The sequence below is a fragment of the Pseudomonas sp. FP2294 genome (assembly GCF_030687625.1).
Classification (GTDB): domain Bacteria; phylum Pseudomonadota; class Gammaproteobacteria; order Pseudomonadales; family Pseudomonadaceae; genus Aquipseudomonas; species Aquipseudomonas shahriarae.
Map to the genome: position 1 here is coordinate 3,428,708 of NZ_CP117441.1, position 17,909 is coordinate 3,446,616.

Genomic DNA, 17,909 nt, shown 5'->3' on the forward strand with positions numbered 1-17,909 from the left:
CCTGTCCGTAAGCCCATTCTGATTTAACAGACCACACCTCCAAGCGCCCTTTTCCTGCGGCATTCTCCGACGCCTTTCTTTTGCAGAGACGTCATGGATGCCAGCCCCTGCCCCTGATTCATCGCCCATCGACCTGATCGAATACGAGCTGGATGGCTTTCACCAGAGCCTGGCGCTGTATCGCCAGCAGGTAACAAGCTGGTACGCGCTGGCCCTGGACAAGGTCAGCCACGCCACGGATTTGCCGTCGCTGCTGGGCATGGAGCGGGTGCTGCGGATCGGTGATTCCCAGGTGTCGGTAAGCCTGACCGACACCGACTTTACTTCCAGTGTTGCCGTGTGCCCGGCAGGCGGCGAGCTGAAGATCGAAAGCAAATTCGAGTCGGTGTATGACGTGCCGCTGGGCAATCTCCAGGTGCAGGTGATTGGCCTGGAGGACGGCAGTTCCACATTTATCCAACTGGATGAACAGGGCAAGGGCGCCCATCACTGCGCGGCCGGTGGGCGCTATCAGGTGCGCGTACAGGGCGGGGTTTCGGCGGCGCAGGTGGAGGCGCTGTTTGCGTCCTACGACAGTTTGGCCGCCGAGCTACAAGCCTGGCTGCGCAAGGAATGGAGGGGGTTCAAACCGCACTGGCAGGTGTCGGCGTCAAGTGCCATTGGCAGTGGGGTATTGGCCGGTACCTGGTCAGCCATTTCCGAGGTGTGGGACAGCCTGTCGCTGGTGCAGGACATCCTCAAGGACCCGGCCAAACACATCGAACGCCTTGGCGCCCAGGCCGCCGAGCTGACAGCCCTGGCGCGCGAAGCGCCGCAGGTGATGGAACAGGCGATGTTGCTGGCCAGCGACGAAGCGGCGCTGTACCTGATGTTGCGCACGGCGATGATCTGGTTGTCGGCGTTGCCGCCCAGCCAGGTGGCAGGGAAAACCGCCGAGGTGATTGCCGGGTTTGCCGTGTCGCTGCTCATTGATTTGCTGATTGCGCTGGTGCTGACCATTGCCCTGCAAGGTGCCGGGATCGCGTACCTGGGGCTGCGTCTGGCGAAGTATGGCAAGCAGGTGGTTGACGTTGCAGTGGGCTTCGTCAATGGCGTGTTCGACATCCTCAAGCGTTTTATGGGCGCGGTGGATCGCTACAAGGCGGTGGCTGTGCGCGGCGTGGTTGGCGGCTTGAAAAAGGGTGGCCTGCAGATGCACTGGGGCGCGCGGCGCAATACCACGCTCAAGCAGGCAGAGGCGTTGGACGACGCACCCTCCTCCGCGAAAAACCCCAACGGGGAAGCAACTGCTAGCGCTGATAAAACCGCGACCCACGGTTGCCCGGTGTCCATGGTCACCGGCGAAGAACTGCTGACCCTGACCGATGGCGAACTGGATGGCGTGCTGCCATTTGCCTGGACGCGCCTGTATCGCACCAGTGCCGTGGAGGTGGATTGCGGGCTGGGCTTTGGCTGGAGCCACTCCTTGGCGCAGCGGCTGGAGGTGGTCGGCGGGTCGGTGGTGTGGACGGACCATGAGAACCGCAGCACCACCTTTCCCCTGCCCTCCGTTGCCCGCCCGGCGATCAGCAATAGCCTGGCTGAAGCGGCGATTTATCTGGGGGCGACGCCGGATGAGCTGGTGCTGGCGCAGGGGGCACGCTTCTACCACTTTCACGACCGTGTGCTGACGGCGATCAGCGATGGGTATGACAACCGCCTGGGTATTTCCCGCGATGGCTTGGGGCGGATTCTGCGCCTGGATAACGGTGCCGGTCGCGCCTTGCTGTTGCGTTATGACCGCGGGCATATCGTGGCGGTGGACTACCAGGTGTTTCGCGTGGGAAGCGAATCGGATGACGCCTGGGTTACTGAGCAGAACGTTGTTTCCTACCGCTATGACGAACAGTGGCGACTGCTTGAGGCGATCAATGCCGTCGGCGAAAGCGAGCGCTATCAGTACGACAGCCTTGCGGTGATCACTGAGCGGCAGTTGGCCGGTGGGGCGAGTTTTTTCTGGGAGTGGGAACGGTCTGGCAAGGCGGCGCGCTGTGTGCGGCATTGGGCCAGTTTTGCGCAGATGGATACGCGCTATAGCTGGGATGACGGCCGCGTCACCCTGCTTAACGCCGATGGCAGTCAGGAAGTCTACGTGCATGACCCGCGGGCACGCCTGGTGCAGCGGGTTGATCCGGATGGCGGCGAGCATTTCAAGTCCTACGACGCACAGGGGCGGCTGACGGTTGAGCAGGATCCCCTGGGCGCGATCACGGCCTATCAGTACGACGAGGCTGGGCGCTTGGTGGCGCTGTTTCCCGGGGATGACGAGCCTACCTCCTACGAGTATGAGAATGGCTTCGTACGGGTTATGCGCCGGGGTGAGGCGGTCTGGAAGTACCAGCGTAATGATCAGGGCGCGATCACGCGCCAGACTGACCCTGACGGCAATGTCACCGAGTACAGCTATGGCAAGCGTGGGCAGCTTTTAGCGGTTTGGTACCCGGACCACAGCTGTCAGCGCCTGACGTGGAACGAGCTTGGGCAGTTGATTGGCGAGCAACTGCCCAATGGCGGCGTGCGCCGTTATCGCTATGACGACCTGGGCCGGCAGATTGCCCGCGAGGATGAACATGGCGCCCTGACCCAGTATCACTGGGACGCGGTGGGTCGGCTGATCAAGGTGGTAATGCCGGGCGGCGCCACCCGCGAATTGAGCTACAACCCCTACGGAAAAATCACCGCCGAGCGCGATGAGCTGGGGCGTGTGACCCGGTATGAATATGCCGATGGCTTGCACCTGATCAGTCGCCGGATCAACCCCGATGGCTCTCAACTCAAGTACCGCTACGACAACACTCGCCTGCTGCTGACCGAGATCGAAAACGAGGCAGGTGAGCGCTATCAACTGGAGTACCACGCCAACGGCCTGATCCAGCAGGAAACCGGCTTCGACGGCCAACGCACCGCCTACGTCTACGACCTCAACGGCCACCTGCAGGAAAAAACCGAATTTGGCGACGATGACCGTCAGTTGGTTACCACCTACCAGCGCGATAACGCCGGCCGCCTCGTCCGAAAAAACCTGCCCGATGGCAGCACCGTGGATTACACCTACGACCGTCTCGGCAATCTGCTTAGCGTCGACGACGGCCACTGGCCGCTGCAGTACGAATACGACGCGCAAAGCCGCCTGACCGCCGAGCACCAAGGCTGGGGCACCCTGCGTTATGGCTACGACCACTGCGGCCAACTCGAAACCCTGCGCCTGCCAGACAACAACCGCCTGACCTTCAACCACGACAAGGGCGGCCACCTTGCCACTGTCGACCTGAATGGCCGGACACTCAGCTCGCACCTGTTCAAAGCAGGCCGCGAACACCAGCGCCAGCAGGGCCAACTGCTGAGCCACTACCACTACGACGACCAGGGCCGCCTGGCCCAACACGAACACCGCCACGGCCTTCGCCGCTACACCTACGACAACAGCGGCAACCTCACCCGCCTGCTCGACACCCGCAAGGGCCAGCACGACTACCACTACGACCCCCTCGACCGCCTGACCCGCACCGACCATTCCCAGGATCCCACCGAACGCTTCGCCCACGACCCGGCGAACAACCTGCTGATGCAAGACCGCCCAGGCCCCGGCATCGTCGTCGGCAACCGCCTGTTACTGCAAGGCGACCGGCATTACGACTACGACGCCTTCGGAAACCTCATACGCGAACGCCGTGGCCGCGCGCAGCAGTTAGTCACCGAATACCGCTACGACTGCCAGCACCGCCTGATCGGCGTGACGCAACCGGACGGCAGCCAGGCCAGTTATCGCTATGACCCATTTGGGCGGCGCATCAGCAAAACCGTGGCGGGCAAAACCACTGAGTTTTTCTGGCAAGGCGACAAAGTCATCGCCGAGCACACGGCGGGGCAGCATCGCAGCTATCTCTACGAGCCTGATAGCTTCAGGCCGCTGGCCTTGCTGGAAGGGTTTGGTCCGGCCAATACCCAGGCGTTCCACTACCAACTGGACCACCTGGGTACGCCCCAGGAGCTAACGAACACGGACGGCAAAATCGTCTGGTCAGCCCATTACCAAGCCTACGGAAAAATCACCCGGCTGGACGTGAGCACCGTCGATAACCCGCTGCGTTTTCAGGGGCAGTATTTCGACCGGGAAAGCGGGCTGCACTACAACCGGCATCGCTACTACAATCCGGATAACGGACGCTACCTGACGCCCGACCCGGTGAAGTTGGCCGGTGGGCTGAACGGGTATTTGTATGTGCCCAACCCTACGGGGTGGGTGGATCCGTTGGGGTTGAATACGTGTCCGGGCGAAAGCGGGTGTAAACCAGCCGTTCGTATCGAAGACCCTACATCGCAAATAGAAGCCGACCACAACTCACCTGCTATACCGAATGCTTACACCCACTTCCCTTCTGATCCAAATGACTTTACCGAGGCTTTAGGCGTACAGCCAAAGATTTCAACAACAAAACACGGTACCCAACGAATGGAATGGAGGCCTAATACAGATACCCGCATTAGATTTGAAAGCCACCCGGGAGATCCTGGCCCTTTTAGTCCAAGACATCACGGCAACCACTATCACATTGAGCTTAAGCCGAATGACTTAAGCTGGAAGCAATCTGAAAAACAAAATACGCTACTGAAGGTCACCCCTGAAAATTATCAGCCCGGGCACGGAACTGGGTTTCTACCGGGCGAAAAACATCCAGGATCTTAAGATGAAGAAATTTCCCGTTTCAGACGGAACAATAGAAAAACTAATATGCGATAGAAGCACGCTATCAATAGAGTTTTCAGACTGGCAGGAGCAGCTATGGCTAATAACCTTCCACAAACTAATCGCCTTCCAAGGGATAGGTGCGATCGGATCTGAAATATCCGAAATGTACGAAACCACTGACACGCCTCTCTCAGCAGAGGCAACACGAGTAGATCCAAACGAGACAGGGACAAGTTATTGCTTCACATCCAGTGACGGATGCGATGTGATATTTACAGTAATTGCAGGTAGCTATACCGCTGAAAAACTTGACTGCACACACAACACATACACTACCAAACGTAAAAAACGGAACGATTCTATTTGATCGCAAGCCGATGCAATAATAGCTCCCTTTTACTCCCCCAAAAAACAAAACAATGAACATTGACAACCCAGCAATTAAAGCGCACTACAAAAAAATAAGATGATTGTAAAAATACTAAATATATTTTCTCATCGCGAAAAATCTTATGTTAATTATGAGACATCTGCCGGACGTGGTGTAGCAACGTGGATAGGCCCGATACCGAAAATCGGAGAGTATATTGATGTCGAATTCGACCTGAATGATATTTTTTGTTGGAAACAATAATATTACCCGACCACCCCAGCATGAGGAAAAAATAGAGATCATAGACAGCATTACCTACATAACCGCAGAACTGATCTTAGGGAATGATGATAATTGCGCAGCCCTACGCATTGGATCTTAAACAATCCTTATAGACCTGAAAGAAAAGCCCGACCATACTCCAAAGTATGTAAACTTAAAAACAACAAACATTTCACTTTACCCAACAGACGTCTAGACGAGAGCCACTCACTTGAAAGTCAATACTTTAATGTACCCAGTATCGACAGCCTTGTCCAGAACCTGCATATCAGCGATAAAAGTGACGGAAATAGTTAATCCCTAGCCAATAAAAAATAAGTCCGTCATTAATGCGCCCCCTTAACTTGTGCGCCCGAATTAAGCCAACCACTAAGGCGTGATGTTCGGTAAACGCTTATAGTCGTTATCTGTGCACTTTGTTAAATAGATCCGCCCCCTTTTCGCATTATATAATATGGGCACCATCGGGCGTCTGCAGCAAGGCGAACACATACACTTGTCACCATAAGACTGATTGACAATATAGAAAACCACCACACCTCATTTAGCAGCATCAATGACGTAGTGAACTCTTCAAAAATCGCTGGACCAGATAGGCTAGAAAGGTCAAGAAAATGAAAACTCAGACGCTAGAAGACCTAATCAGCGAATACTTAGAGGAAGTTGAAAAGGCAACCAACTTACTTGAATTATCTTTTGGTACAAAAAATATCTTAGGACTGTGGCGTTCAAAAAAAATCCCGCTGCGCGGAAAGCTCAGCGATGACGCAACGTACGAACTACATGGAGTCGGCTGTAGGGTTTACATATCCGAGAAATGTATTGACTTCGATTACGGCCCCGACGGTCGAATTGATGGCTTCGAATCATGGATGACTTTACATTTACGCATGCGAAGTTCCAAAAAAATACAAAAAATACACTAACAAGACGACGCTCGAGCGAGAGTTCAGCGAGTACGTAGAAAAAGGAAAAGCAAAGAAAATTCAGGGCTCAACTTCCAACTTATTTTTCCAGAAACCTTGATAAAAACCGGAACAAAAGGAACGAACCTATTTAATCGCTAGTAAATTTAGTAATAGGCCCACCATTGCCCACTATGAATCAACACCAAAACGCGTTGAGCGGCGGCAAACGGCCATTGCTCCCGCAGGGCGCTAAATAGATCCGTTCCTTTAACCAACTACCGGAAGGGTTATATATCAATCCCCTCTCAGATATTTCCGACAGCGTTTTAGGGTTGCCACTGGGAAGCCCCCCCCATAATCTTCGGCAGTCGCTGCAAATTCAGCGACCGGGTTTCGCAGCCCGATAAAAGTGACGGACATATTTAATTCCTAGCCAATAAAAAACAAGCCCGTCATTAATGCCCCCCTTAAGTAGTGTGTCTGAATGAAGCCAACCACTAAGGCCTGGTGCTCGGCAAACAATTATAGTCGTTATCTTTACACTTTGTTAAATAGATCCGCCCCCTTTTCGCAAGGCATTTCGCCGGATAGGGGTCTCCAAGGACGATTACAGCGTGACCAAGTGGGGAAAGGACAAATACGGAAAAACCTTCCCAACCGAGTGGCGTGTACAGAAAGGGCCAAACAGAGGAACGGAAGTCAACATTGATGACCCAACGCTTGTTTCTAGCAAAAAAGGTCCTCAATCACCTCATATTGGTTACCAAACTGCCGGAAAAAGGGCAGGTGGTGGTGCAGTAAGGGGCCATATACTTTTAGAGTTACTTCCAGTTAGCCGCTCAAGAATCGGAGAACCATGATGAATTATCTAGAAGAAGAATTAGACGAAACTATAAACACGTTGAAAATCTCCTCAAAGAAGCTCAATTCTGAAGAGATCGCAACATTAATATCCACCTTAACCAAAAAATACTTTAAAACAGAAAAAAATGTACTAGATCCAGTCGATTTCAACGAGAAATGCACCGAGCACAACCCTGACTTTTGGAAGGAAATACCAGACCGCATAAAAAAAAACGACCTCATACTTTTGGTTTTTGACACGGGTCACAGAGCATGGAAACTCGAAAACGCACAAGACCTTGCGCTGTTAATAAGCGAAACAACTGGTTATCCGTTCTGGGTCACCGATCATGATCTATCGTTTTTGGTTCATCTGGATGACCATGATTGCGTGCTCTGGGCTTAAAAACCAAAGTGACATACAGTAAGGGACGAATCTATTTGATGGCGAGTCGATGCAGTAGTAGATCCGCCATTGATCGCCTATGCCCCCTGAGTTTGTGTGCTTGGATAAACCATCCACTACGGCGTGATGAGCGAAATGGCTCTCACGCAAACGTCTAGTAGGGAAAGAAAAAAGGGCCCCACTATCTGTTCCAAGGTTCTGCAGAATCAGTTCTCAAAATAAACAGAAGGTTTGCGAAAAAATGAGCTATCTAAAACTGAAGAAGCAAAGCTAATTGATGAAATACAAAAAAATTCACGTTCGCAGGAAGCAAGATAGATTCAAGCACTGTAAAAACTTCCGTCAATCTAAACATTCTAGACAGACTCGAAGCTTTGGCTCATATCTCAGAAGCCCTTAGCCATTTAAATATTAATAATGTGTGCTTTTCAGGGGGTTCCGTTATAGATCACGCTTATGTCGTTCAAATTGACGATATTAGAGAAGCAATTGACATATTTTCTGAAATCCCCCAACACACCTATTTTTTTCCTGAAAACCTATGCTGGATTGCCTGCATCACATTTGAAGGTGACCTCGACTATGTGGATCTTAGGCCCACTGACTGTTCCCCCCCTCCCCCCTCTCAATAGAGGCGACACGAATAGATCCGAGGAACAAACCATTTGACCGCCATTAACCGCAACGAGGCTGCGATGGCGGTGCCTCACACAGTATAAATACTGGCAGCGCCGCCGCCATCGCAGCCTCGCTGGGGCTCGACAGCTCCCACCTTTGATCTTTGCTACCTTGAGCAATGTGTTTGAATGATATTTTCCCAGTGTTCAAATACCTTGAAAAAGCTGAAATTCAGGACGAGGTAGAGGTCGTGATGGATAAATCCATAATTGTTATTGGTGGCGAGTCAGCCGAGGAAATGACCTGCATGACTCGCATTGACGAACACATCGTCGCACTATCGGGCAAGGCACGTCCCACCGTTCTCTATATCTCCACAGCCAATGGCGATGACCGCCTGAAAATTTCCGACTTCATCACCAAATACGAAAGTATCGGTTGCACCGTCACCTGCTTGACGTTTTTTATTCCGCCGTTTCCCGACGCTGGCTATATTGCATCGTTGTTTGAACAGGCCGACATTGTTTATGTAGCAGGCGGGAATACGCGCGCCATGTTAGCTATCTGGCGAGAATTTGGTGTAGTTGGCTTGCTAAGGAAGGCATGGGAAAGTGGCAAGGTGCTTTGTGGTGTCAGTGCCGGAGCCATTTGCTGGTTCGACTACGGCCACTCCGACTCAGGGGGAGCCTTCGCCCTGATCGACGGCCTGGGTTTACTTCCCGGCGCGCTGTGTCCGCACTTCAGCTCAGAGGCAGGAAGAGCAGAATCATTTGTTGAGCTTGTGAAGCTTAAGGGTGTGCACCCTGCTTACGCAGCCGACGACGGGGTCGCCCTGCATTTCAAGAATAACCAACACTATGAAACGATCCGTAATGACGCAAAAAGTAGCGCTTATGAAGTCAGTCCGGCGCCGCCTTATCTAAGGTTGCTATCTGAGTAGAGGCCGACGTACGACTGAGCAACCTTGCCCTGCAAACCACCACGTCGCTCCGCCATTCGCCGCCAACGTGCAGGCGCTAAAGTGATACCGTCTTGATTCCACTTGATAAAAAAGGAGTTTTACCACCCATGAGGATCAAATGTTCCGTCTTTATCGCAGCAAGCATTGACGGTTTTATTGCCCAACCAGATGGGGATATTGAGTGGCTGCACCGACCGGAATATGAAAGTTCGGGCTTGAATGGCATCACTTATGAAAGCTTCATCGCAACAGTCGACGGGTTGGTCATGGGGCGCAAGACCCTGGAAAAAGTACTGTCCTTTCCAGAGTGGCCCTATGAGGGCACGCCGGTCATAGCGCTTTCCCACAAGACCTTAGAGATTCCTGCGCACCTACAGGGCAAGGTGGAGGTGTTGGCCGCCGATGTGAGCACGCTCGTCGACCAACTGGCCGAGCGCGGCATGAAACATCTTTATATCGACGGCGGCCAGACCATCCAGGCATTTCTTGAAGCAGGCCTGCTCAGTGAGTTGATCATCACCCGCATTCCGATTCTGCTGGGCCAGGGAGTTCCCTTGTTCAGTCACGTCGGTCGTGAATGTGAGCTTCGCCACATCGCTACCTGTACCTCGGACAATGGCTTTGTCCAGAGCCGGTATGCCATCGAGCAGCGTTGACTCGCAACACCGCCACAAACAAAAACGCCCCGAACCAGTCGGGGCGTTTTTATTCATGCAGGCATCAGCCGTCAGTCAGCCAAGCGCCAGGTCGTCCCGCCCTTGCCGTCTTCCAATACCACGCCCATGGCGGTGAGTTGGTCGCGGATGCGGTCGGATTCTGCCCAGTCCTTGTTGGCACGGGCATTCAGGCGGGCCTGGATCAAGGCGTCGACTTCGGCTGCGTCCACACGCCCTTCGGCGCCGGCTTGCAGGAAGTCGTCCGCTTCCATTTGCAACACGCCCAGCACGCTGGCCAGTTCCTTGAGGCGTGCCGCCAGGCCGGCCGCTGCGGCGAGATCGCTCTCGCGCAGGCGGTTGATCTCGCGGACCATCTCGAACAGTACGGCGCAGGCTTCGGGGGTGCCGAAGTCGTCGTTCATCACGGTAGTGAAGCGTTCAACAAACGCCTCGCCACCGGCCGGCGCCACAACCGGCAGGCCTTTCAACGCGTGGTAGAACCGCTCCAGGGCGCCCTTGGCGTCCTTGAGGTTGTCTTCCGAGTAGTTGATGGCACTGCGGTAATGGCTCGATACCAGCAGATAACGCACAACCTCTGGGTGGTACTTTTCCAGCACGTCGCGGATGGTGAAGAAGTTGTTCAAGGACTTGGACATCTTCTCGCCATTGATGCGAATCATGCCGCAATGCATCCACGCGTTGGCGTAGGTCTTGCCGGTGGCCGCTTCGCTTTGGGCGATTTCGTTTTCGTGGTGCGGGAACTCAAGATCGCTGCCGCCGCCATGAATGTCGAACGTCTCGCCCAGGCAGCAGGTGGACATCACCGAGCATTCGATGTGCCAGCCCGGACGCCCGGCGCCCCAGGGTGATTCCCAGCTCGGCTCGCCGGGCTTGGTGCCTTTCCACAGCACGAAGTCCAGCGGGTCTTGCTTGGCTTCGTCGACTTCGATGCGGGCGCCGATGCGCAGGTCTTCGATTTTCTTGCGCGACAGCTTGCCGTAGCCCATGAACTTGGCGACGCGGTAGTACACGTCGCCATTGCCCGGGGCGTAGGCGTAGCCCTTGTCGATCAAGGTCTGGATCATCGCGTGCATGCCCGGGATATGGTCCGTGGCGCGCGGCTCCATGTCTGGTTTGAGGATATTGAGGCGCGCCTCGTCCTCGTGCATGGCGGCGATCATGCGCTCGGTCAGCGCGTCGAACGACTCGCCGTTTTCATTGGCGCGATTGATGATCTTGTCGTCGATGTCGGTGATGTTGCGCACGTACGTCAAGTCGTAGCCGCTGAAACGCAACCAGCGGGTCACCAGGTCGAAAGCAACCATGCTGCGGCCGTGGCCGATGTGGCAGTAGTCGTACACGGTCATGCCGCACACGTACATGCGCACCTTGTTGCCGTCCAGCGGCTTGAAGACTTCTTTGGTCTTGCTGAGCGTGTTGTAGATCGTTAGCACGATGTTTCCCTTAAGACTTGATCACTGGCCCCACGAATCACGCAAGGTCACGGTACGGTTGAATACCGGCTGACCAGGTTTCGAGTCCTTGATATCCGCGCAGAAGTAGCCTTCGCGCTCGAACTGGAAACGGTCTTCCGGTTGTGCGTCGCCCAAAGACGGTTCGGCACGACAACCCGTAAGTACTTGCAGGGAGTCAGGGTTGATGTTGTCCAGGAAGCTGGCGCTGTCTTCGGCCTTCTCGGGATTAGGCGAGCGGAACAGGCGATCGTACAGGCGCACTTCGCACTCGATGCTGGCCGCGGCCGGTACCCAGTGCACCACGCCTTTGACCTTGCGGCCTTCAGGGTTCTTGCCCAGGGTTTCAGGATCGTAGGAGCAACGCAGTTCGACGATGTTGCCATCGGCGTCCTTGATGGCTTCGTCGGCACGGATCACGTAGCTGCCACGCAGGCGCACTTCGCCGTTCGGCTCCAGGCGCTTGTAGCCCTTGGGCGGCTCTTCCATGAAGTCATCGCGGTCGATGTAGATTTCACGGGCGAACGGCAGCTTGCGCACGCCCAGTTCTTCTTTTTGCGGGTGACGCGGCAGTTCGAGGTGCTCGACCTGGTCTTGCGGGTAGTTGGTGATCACGACTTTCAACGGACGCAGCACGCACATGGCGCGTGGGGCGTTCGCGTCGAGGTCCTGACGGATGCTGAACTCGAGCATGCCGTAGTCAACCACGCCGTCGGAGCGGTTGGTGCCGACCATGTCGCAGAAATTGCGGATCGACGCCGGGGTGTAGCCACGACGGCGGAAGCCCGACAGGGTCGACATGCGTGGGTCGTCCCAGCCATGTACGTGCTTCTCATCGACCAACTGCTTGAGCTTGCGCTTGCTGGTGATGGTGTAGTTCAGGTTCAGGCGGCTGAATTCGTACTGACGCGGGTGCGCCGGCACCGGCAGGCTGTCGAGGAACCATTCGTACAGCGGGCGATGGCTTTCGAACTCCAGGGTGCAGATGGAGTGGGTAATGCCTTCGATGGCGTCCGACTGACCGTGGGTGAAGTCATAGTTGGGGTAGATGCACCACTTGTCACCGGTCTGGTGGTGATGGGCGTGGCGGATGCGGTACATGATCGGGTCGCGCAGGTTCATGTTCGGCGAGGCCATGTCGATCTTGGCCCGCAATACACGGGCGCCGTCCGGGAACTCGCCGTCGCGCATGCGGGTGAACCAGTCCAGGTTCTCTTCTACCGAACGGTCGCGGAACGGGCTGTTCTTGCCCGGCTCGGTCAAGGTGCCACGGTATTCCTTGGCCTGCTCAGGCGTCAGGTCGTCGACGTAGGCCTTGCCAGCCTTGATCAGCTCCACGGCCCAGTCGAACAACTGGTCGAAATACTTGGAGGCGTAGCGCACTTCACCGGACCATTCGAAGCCCAGCCACTTGATGTCGCTTTCGATGGCGTCGATGTATTCCTGGTCTTCCTTGGCCGGGTTGGTGTCGTCGAAACGCAGGTGCGTTACGCCACCGAACTCCTGGGCCAGGCCGAAGTTCACACAGATCGACTTGGCGTGGCCGATGTGCAGGTAACCGTTGGGCTCAGGTGGGAAACGGGTGACGATCTGCGTGTGCTTGCCCGAATCCAGGTCCGCCTGGATGATCGGGCGCAGGAAATTGACCGGGACGGCAGGTCCGGCCTTGGAATTCGAGGTAGGGTCGACAGTGGGCTTGCTCATAGGATCCTTGAACAGACAGGTACGTGGCCGGGTCGGGCCAGACAAACAAAGGGCTTATCATAGCCGATGCCGTCAAGCACCTGACAGGGCATGGCCAAAAACTGCTGCATTTATTGCATGGGCGGTAAAAAACCACCTCGAAATTCCTGACAGGCACGCTAAACTGCGCGCCTTGGCCGCAGTTTAGCCAACCCGGTAAGGTGCCCAGGCGTCCGAACCCACGAATTCCCTGAAAAGAGTAATGAACATGACTCAAGTCAAACTGACCACCAACCACGGTGACATCGTCATCGAGCTGAACGCCGAGAAAGCGCCGATCACCGTCGCCAACTTCATCGAGTACGTTAACGCCGGCCACTACGAAAACACTGTTTTCCACCGTGTCATCGGCAACTTCATGGTCCAGGGCGGCGGTTTCGAGCCTGGCATGAAAGAAAAGAAAGACAAGCGTCCAAGCATCCAGAACGAAGCGGACAACGGTCTTTCCAACGACAAGTACACCGTCGCCATGGCCCGTACCATGGAGCCGCATTCGGCCTCCGCGCAGTTCTTCATCAACGTGGCTGACAACGGTTTCCTCAACCACAGCGCCAAGACCGTACAGGGTTGGGGCTACGCGGTATTCGGTAAAGTCACCGAAGGCACCGACGTCGTGGACAAGATCAAGGGTGTTTCCACCACCACGAAAAGCGGTCACCAGGACGTACCAGCAGAAGACGTGATCATCGAGAAAGCCGAGATCGTTGCGTGATACTGCTGATTTCAGACTTGCATCTGGAAGAGGAGCGCCCGGACATTACCCGGGCGTTTCTGGATTTACTCCACGGCCGCGCCCGTGGCGCGCAAGCGTTGTACATCCTGGGGGACTTTTTCGAAGCCTGGATTGGTGACGATGGCATGACCCCGTTCCAGCGTTCGATTTGCGCGGCTCTACGTGAACTGAGCGACAGTGGCACCCAAGTATTCCTGATGCACGGCAACCGGGATTTCCTGATCGGCAAGGCGTTCTGCAAAGCCGCAGGCGCAACGTTGCTCAAGGACCCTACCGTCGTGCAGCTGTATGGCGAGCCCGTGCTGTTGATGCACGGCGACAGCCTGTGTACCCGCGACCTCGGCTATATGAAGCTGCGGCGCATCCTGCGTAATCCCATCGTGCTGTTTATCCTGCGCCACCTGCCCTTGCGCACCCGCCATAAACTGGCGCACAAGCTGCGCAGTGAAAGCCGTGCCCAGGTACGCATGAAGGCCAACGATATTGTCGATGTAACGCCCGAGGAAGTGCCACGGGTGATGCAAGCCTTCGGCGTGCGCACCCTGGTCCACGGCCACACCCACCGCCCGGCCATTCACAAGTTGCAGATTGGCGAGCAGGCGGCCAAGCGCATTGTGCTGGGAGATTGGGACAAGCAGGGTTGGGCGTTGCAGGTGGATGAGCAAGGGTTTCAACTGGCGGCGTTTGACTTCGTCAATCCGCAGTTGGCGTTGCCTGGCGCCTGACTTGCAAACAACACGAAGCAAATGTGGGAGCGGGCTTGCTCCCACATTTTTAACCGCGAACACGTCAAGATCAGTGCCCTGATGCCGCCGGCCCCGCCTTCGCAGTAAACGGCGGCTTGGCCAGCCACACCAACAGGATCAAGCCCATGAACATCCACCCCAGCAGCGTGAAGTAATCCACGGTGGACATCATGTACGCCTGGCTGGTGAGGATCTGGTCCAGTTGCGCGTAGGCCTTGTGCCCCGCACCGCCCAGGGTGTTCAGCGCATCGCGGGTAGCCGAGTCGTACACGCTCATACTCTCGCTCATATAGGCATGGTGCTGGTCCGCGCGGCGAATCCAGATCCAGGTGGTGAGCGATGCCGCAAAGCTGCCGCCCAGGGTCCGCAGGAAGGTCGCCAGGCCTGCGCCGTCGGCGATCTGGTGCGGCGGCAGGTCGGACATCAGGATGCTCAAGGTCGGCATAAAGAACAGCGCCACGCCGATACCCATGAACAGCTGCACCAGGGCGATATGCTGGAAGTCCACTTCATTGGTGAAGCCGGCGCGCATAAAGCAGCTCAGGCCGATCGCCAGGAACGCCAGGCCGGCCAGCAGCCGCAAGTCGAACTTGTGCGCGTACTTGCCGACAAAGGGCGACATCAGCACCGGCAGGATGCCGATCGGCGCCACCGCCAGCCCGGCCCAGGTCGCGGTGTAGCCCATCTGCGTCTGCAGCCATTGCGGCAGGATCAGGTTGATACCAAAGAACCCGGCGTAGCCCAGCACCAAGACGATGGTGCCGATGCGGAAGTTGCGATGGGCAAACAGGCGCAGGTTGACCACTGGGTGCTTGTCGGTCATTTCCCAGATCACAAACACCGCCAGGGCGATCACCGAAATGGCCGCGCCGATGATGATGAAATTGGATTCGAACCAGTCCAGGTCATTGCCCTTGTCGAGGATGATCTGCAAGGCACCGACCCCGACGATCAAGCTCAGCAGCCCGACATAGTCCATCGGCTGATGACTGGTGACCACCGGGCGTTTCTTGAGCTGCGCACGCACCACCATCACCGCAAATATCCCGATGGGCACGTTGATAAAGAAGATCCACGGCCAGCTGTAGCTGTCGGTAATCCAGCCGCCAAGAATAGGCCCGGCAATGGGCGCGACCACCGTGACCATCGCCAGCAACGCCAAGGCCATGCCGCGCCTGGCGGGGGGATAGACCGCAATCAGCAAGGTTTGGGTCATTGGATACAACGGGCCCGCCACCAAGCCTTGCAGCACGCGAAAGCCAATCAACTCGGGCATCGAGGTGGAGACACCACACAGGAACGAGGCCAGCACAAACAGGACGGTCGCCCACAAAAACAGCTTCACCTCACCAAAGCGCCGGCTCAACCAGCCGGTCAATGGCAAGGCAATGGCATTGCTTACGGCAAATGAGGTGATGACCCAGGTGCCCTGCTCCGAACTCACGCCCAGGTTGCCGGAAATGGTCGGCAACGCCACGTTGGCGATGGTGGTGTCGAGCACCTGCATAAAGGTCGCCAGGGACAGGCCAATGGTGGCCATCAGCAAGCTGGGTGGCGTGAACGAGGCGTTATTGCTCATCAGCGTTGTGCTGCCTTGGGCGCGGCCACGCTGTTGTCATGGATCAACTGGGTGATCATCGCGTCGGCCTCGGCCAACTGGCGGTCATACACGGTGGTGGTGAACGAGGCTTTTTGCGGCGGTTGTTGCGCCAGTACCGGTCCACTCTGGTCGTGCAGGTTGACTTCCACCTGGGTCGACAAGCCCACCCGCAACGGGTGCTGGGCCAACTCCTGGGCATTGATATGGATGCGCACCGGTACCCGCTGCACGATCTTGATCCAGTTGCCGGTGGCGTTCTGGGCCGGCAGCAAGGCAAAGGCGCTGCCGGTACCGGCGCCGAGGCTGTCGACGGTGCCGCTGTACTTCACGTCGCTGCCGTAGAGATCGGCCTCGATATCCACCGGCTGGCCAATGCGCATCTGGCGCAGTTGGGTTTCCTTGAAGTTGGCGTCGATCCACAGTTGGTCCAGGGGAATCACCGCCATCAACGCGGTACCCGGCTCGACCCGCTGGCCCAGTTGCACGGTGCGCTTGGCGACGTAGCCGGTGACCGGTGCGATCAGGGTACTGCGCGCATTGGTCAGGTAGGCCTGGCGCAGTTGCGCGGCAGCGGCCTGCACATCCGGGTGGGACGAAATCACCGTGTCATCCACCAACGCAGTGGAGGTATTGAGTTGCTGTTGCAGGTTGGCCAGTGAGTTGCTCGCCGCACTCAGGGCGTCGCGGGCGTGGGACAGTTCTTCCAGGGAAATCGCGCCGCCCTGGGCGAGGACTCTGCGGCGGTTGAAGTTGTCCTGGGCGGTTTGCACCTGGGCTTTTTGCGCCTGTACCTGGGCTTTCATGCCATCCACATTGCTGTACAAGCCACGCACCTGGCGTACCGTGCGCGCCAGGTTGGCCTGGGCACTTTGCAGGCCGACGGCGGCGTCGTTGGGGTCGAAGTTGATCAGCACCTGGCCTTCGTGGACCAGGTCGCCATCGTCGGCGCCAATGCTGACCACGGTACCGGTGACCAGCGGGGTGATTTCCACCACGTTGCCATTCACGTACGCATCGTCGGTACTTTCGCTCCAACGGCCATACAGCTCGTACCAGCCCCACACGCCCAGGACGCAAAGGACGACGATCAGCGCCAGGCCCAGCAACATGATTTTGCGTTTGCGCGGGTTGCCGTCGTTGGGTTGGGAGTGTGCGGTGTTGTTTGCTTGGGCAGTAGCCATGACAAGTACCTTGCGTTATTCAGCGCGCGTGACTGGCGTGTTCATTGAGTCCCGACCCGCTGCAACGTGATGGGATCACCCGCAGCGATCAGGATTTTCTTCAGGATGTGCTCCAGGGTCTGCAACTCCCCCGGTTCGAGTGCGCCAGCCAACTGGTTCAGGGCCTGGGCGCCGATCTGCGGCAGCATGTCCGCCAGGCGCTGGCCTTCTGCGGTCAGCACCAGTTGTACCTGGCGCCGGTCCTGCTCGGAGCGCTTGCGCGCCAGCAGGTCTTTTTGCTCCAGGCGGTCGAGCATGCGAGTCATCGAGCCACTGTCCAGGGACAGGTTGCGGCACAGCTCCGCCGGGGTATCGACGCCGAACTGGGCCATGATGATCAACACCTTGAACTGCGCGGCAGTGATGCCGTGGGGTTCCATATGGGTGTCGATGATGCGGTCCTTGAGAATCGCGGCGCGCCCCAGCAACAGCCCGAGATGGCAGTTATGGAAGTTTTCCGGGGTGAAGTGTTCCATCGGGAGTCACCTTATTACTGCCTAGGCAGTGAATGTGTGACGAAATATTACTGCCTAGGCAGCGAATGTCAAATAAATAGTTAGGTTGCTTGGTAATCAGGCGCTGAATGCCCCCCAAAACGACGGTGGGAGCTGGCAAGCCA

General features: G+C 56.5%; 13 protein-coding genes. 8 read left to right on the forward strand and 5 right to left on the reverse strand.

Annotated features, from left to right (window positions below; all coding sequences use genetic code 11):
• Positions 1-97: 97 nt before the first annotated feature.
• The 6 genes from PSH73_RS15150 (at position 98) to PSH73_RS15170 (ending at position 9,776) form a co-directional block, all read left to right on the forward strand.
• Positions 98-4,726 carry an RHS repeat-associated core domain-containing protein gene (locus PSH73_RS15150; RefSeq protein ID WP_305460843.1) on the forward strand — a complete coding sequence of 1,543 codons (4,629 nt, stop codon included), beginning with the start codon at positions 98-100 and terminating at the stop codon, positions 4,724-4,726.
• 1 nt (position 4,727) lies between these two features.
• Positions 4,728-5,096 carry a hypothetical protein gene (locus tag PSH73_RS15155; protein ID WP_081044273.1) on the forward strand — a complete coding sequence of 123 codons (369 nt, stop codon included), beginning with the start codon at positions 4,728-4,730 and terminating at the stop codon, positions 5,094-5,096.
• A 1,810-nt stretch (positions 5,097-6,906) separates the two neighbouring features.
• Positions 6,907-7,152 carry a polymorphic toxin type 47 domain-containing protein gene (locus PSH73_RS27035; protein WP_253207633.1) on the forward strand — a complete coding sequence of 82 codons (246 nt, stop codon included), beginning with the start codon at positions 6,907-6,909 and terminating at the stop codon, positions 7,150-7,152.
• Complete coding sequence (locus PSH73_RS15160) at positions 7,152-7,541, forward strand: hypothetical protein (protein WP_170045415.1); 390 nt, start codon at positions 7,152-7,154, stop codon at positions 7,539-7,541. The genes PSH73_RS27035 and PSH73_RS15160 overlap by 1 nt, the downstream gene beginning before the upstream one ends.
• Before the next feature lie 802 nt (positions 7,542-8,343).
• On the forward strand, positions 8,344-9,099 hold the full coding sequence (locus PSH73_RS15165) for a peptidase E (RefSeq protein WP_233100817.1): 756 nt from the start codon (positions 8,344-8,346) through the stop codon (positions 9,097-9,099).
• 128 nt (positions 9,100-9,227) lie between these two features.
• Positions 9,228-9,776, forward strand: coding sequence for a dihydrofolate reductase family protein (locus PSH73_RS15170; RefSeq protein ID WP_305460846.1), 549 nt, complete (start codon positions 9,228-9,230; stop codon positions 9,774-9,776).
• Positions 9,777-9,847: 71 nt separating this feature from the next.
• Here PSH73_RS15170 and cysS read toward each other — a convergent pair whose 3' ends face one another.
• Together cysS and PSH73_RS15180 are read right to left on the reverse strand one after the other, a co-directional pair.
• A complete protein-coding gene (cysS, locus tag PSH73_RS15175) occupies positions 9,848-11,230 on the reverse strand; it encodes a cysteine--tRNA ligase (protein WP_057441584.1) in 1,383 nt (460 codons plus the stop codon).
• Between the two features lie 21 nt (positions 11,231-11,251).
• Positions 11,252-12,952, reverse strand: a complete 1,701-nt coding sequence (locus PSH73_RS15180; RefSeq protein ID WP_305460848.1) for a glutamine--tRNA ligase/YqeY domain fusion protein — start codon at positions 12,950-12,952, stop codon at positions 11,252-11,254.
• Positions 12,953-13,199: 247 nt separating this feature from the next.
• Here PSH73_RS15180 and PSH73_RS15185 point away from each other — a divergent pair, with 247 nt between their 5' ends.
• Positions 13,200-13,703 (forward strand): peptidylprolyl isomerase, encoded by a 504-nt coding sequence (locus tag PSH73_RS15185; RefSeq protein ID WP_057441582.1) that lies wholly within the window; start codon positions 13,200-13,202, stop codon positions 13,701-13,703.
• The gene (gene lpxH / locus PSH73_RS15190; RefSeq protein ID WP_057960031.1) at positions 13,700-14,449 is read left to right on the forward strand and encodes a UDP-2,3-diacylglucosamine diphosphatase; all 750 of its coding nucleotides are present in this window, start codon (positions 13,700-13,702) and stop codon (positions 14,447-14,449) included. The genes PSH73_RS15185 and lpxH overlap by 4 nt, the downstream gene beginning before the upstream one ends.
• A gap of 70 nt (positions 14,450-14,519) precedes the next feature.
• On the opposite strand, the gene PSH73_RS15195 is transcribed toward lpxH, so the two are convergent.
• Genes PSH73_RS15195 through PSH73_RS15205 form a run of 3 tightly spaced genes read right to left on the reverse strand, consistent with a single transcriptional unit; the run spans position 14,520 to position 17,766 of the window.
• Positions 14,520-16,049: a DHA2 family efflux MFS transporter permease subunit gene (locus PSH73_RS15195; RefSeq protein ID WP_057441580.1), complete on the reverse strand. Its 1,530-nt coding sequence runs from the start codon at positions 16,047-16,049 to the stop codon at positions 14,520-14,522.
• Positions 16,049-17,251, reverse strand: coding sequence for an HlyD family efflux transporter periplasmic adaptor subunit (locus tag PSH73_RS15200; RefSeq protein ID WP_220172365.1), 1,203 nt, complete (start codon positions 17,249-17,251; stop codon positions 16,049-16,051). Before PSH73_RS15200 ends, PSH73_RS15195 begins: the two co-directional genes overlap by 1 nt.
• A 41-nt stretch (positions 17,252-17,292) precedes the next feature.
• Positions 17,293-17,766: a MarR family winged helix-turn-helix transcriptional regulator gene (locus PSH73_RS15205; protein WP_057441577.1), complete on the reverse strand. Its 474-nt coding sequence runs from the start codon at positions 17,764-17,766 to the stop codon at positions 17,293-17,295.
• Positions 17,767-17,909 lie beyond the last annotated feature (143 nt).

What these genes read in the sequence shown, in the direction of transcription:
- PSH73_RS15150 (WP_305460843.1), top strand. Translation starts at nt 98, where the DNA reads ATGCCAGCCCCTGCCCCTGATTCATCGCCCATCGACCTGATCGAATAC.
- PSH73_RS15155 (WP_081044273.1), top strand. Translation starts at nt 4,728, where the DNA reads ATGAAGAAATTTCCCGTTTCAGACGGAACAATAGAAAAACTAATATGC.
- PSH73_RS15160 (WP_170045415.1), top strand. Translation starts at nt 7,152, where the DNA reads ATGAATTATCTAGAAGAAGAATTAGACGAAACTATAAACACGTTGAAA.
- PSH73_RS15170 (WP_305460846.1), top strand. Translation starts at nt 9,228, where the DNA reads ATGAGGATCAAATGTTCCGTCTTTATCGCAGCAAGCATTGACGGTTTT.
- PSH73_RS15180 (WP_305460848.1), bottom strand. Translation starts at nt 12,952, where the DNA reads ATGAGCAAGCCCACTGTCGACCCTACCTCGAATTCCAAGGCCGGACCT.
- PSH73_RS15185 (WP_057441582.1), top strand. Translation starts at nt 13,200, where the DNA reads ATGACTCAAGTCAAACTGACCACCAACCACGGTGACATCGTCATCGAG.
- PSH73_RS15195 (WP_057441580.1), bottom strand. Translation starts at nt 16,049, where the DNA reads ATGAGCAATAACGCCTCGTTCACGCCACCCAGCTTGCTGATGGCCACC.
- PSH73_RS15200 (WP_220172365.1), bottom strand. Translation starts at nt 17,251, where the DNA reads ATGGCTACTGCCCAAGCAAACAACACCGCACACTCCCAACCCAACGAC.
- PSH73_RS15205 (WP_057441577.1), bottom strand. Translation starts at nt 17,766, where the DNA reads ATGGAACACTTCACCCCGGAAAACTTCCATAACTGCCATCTCGGGCTG.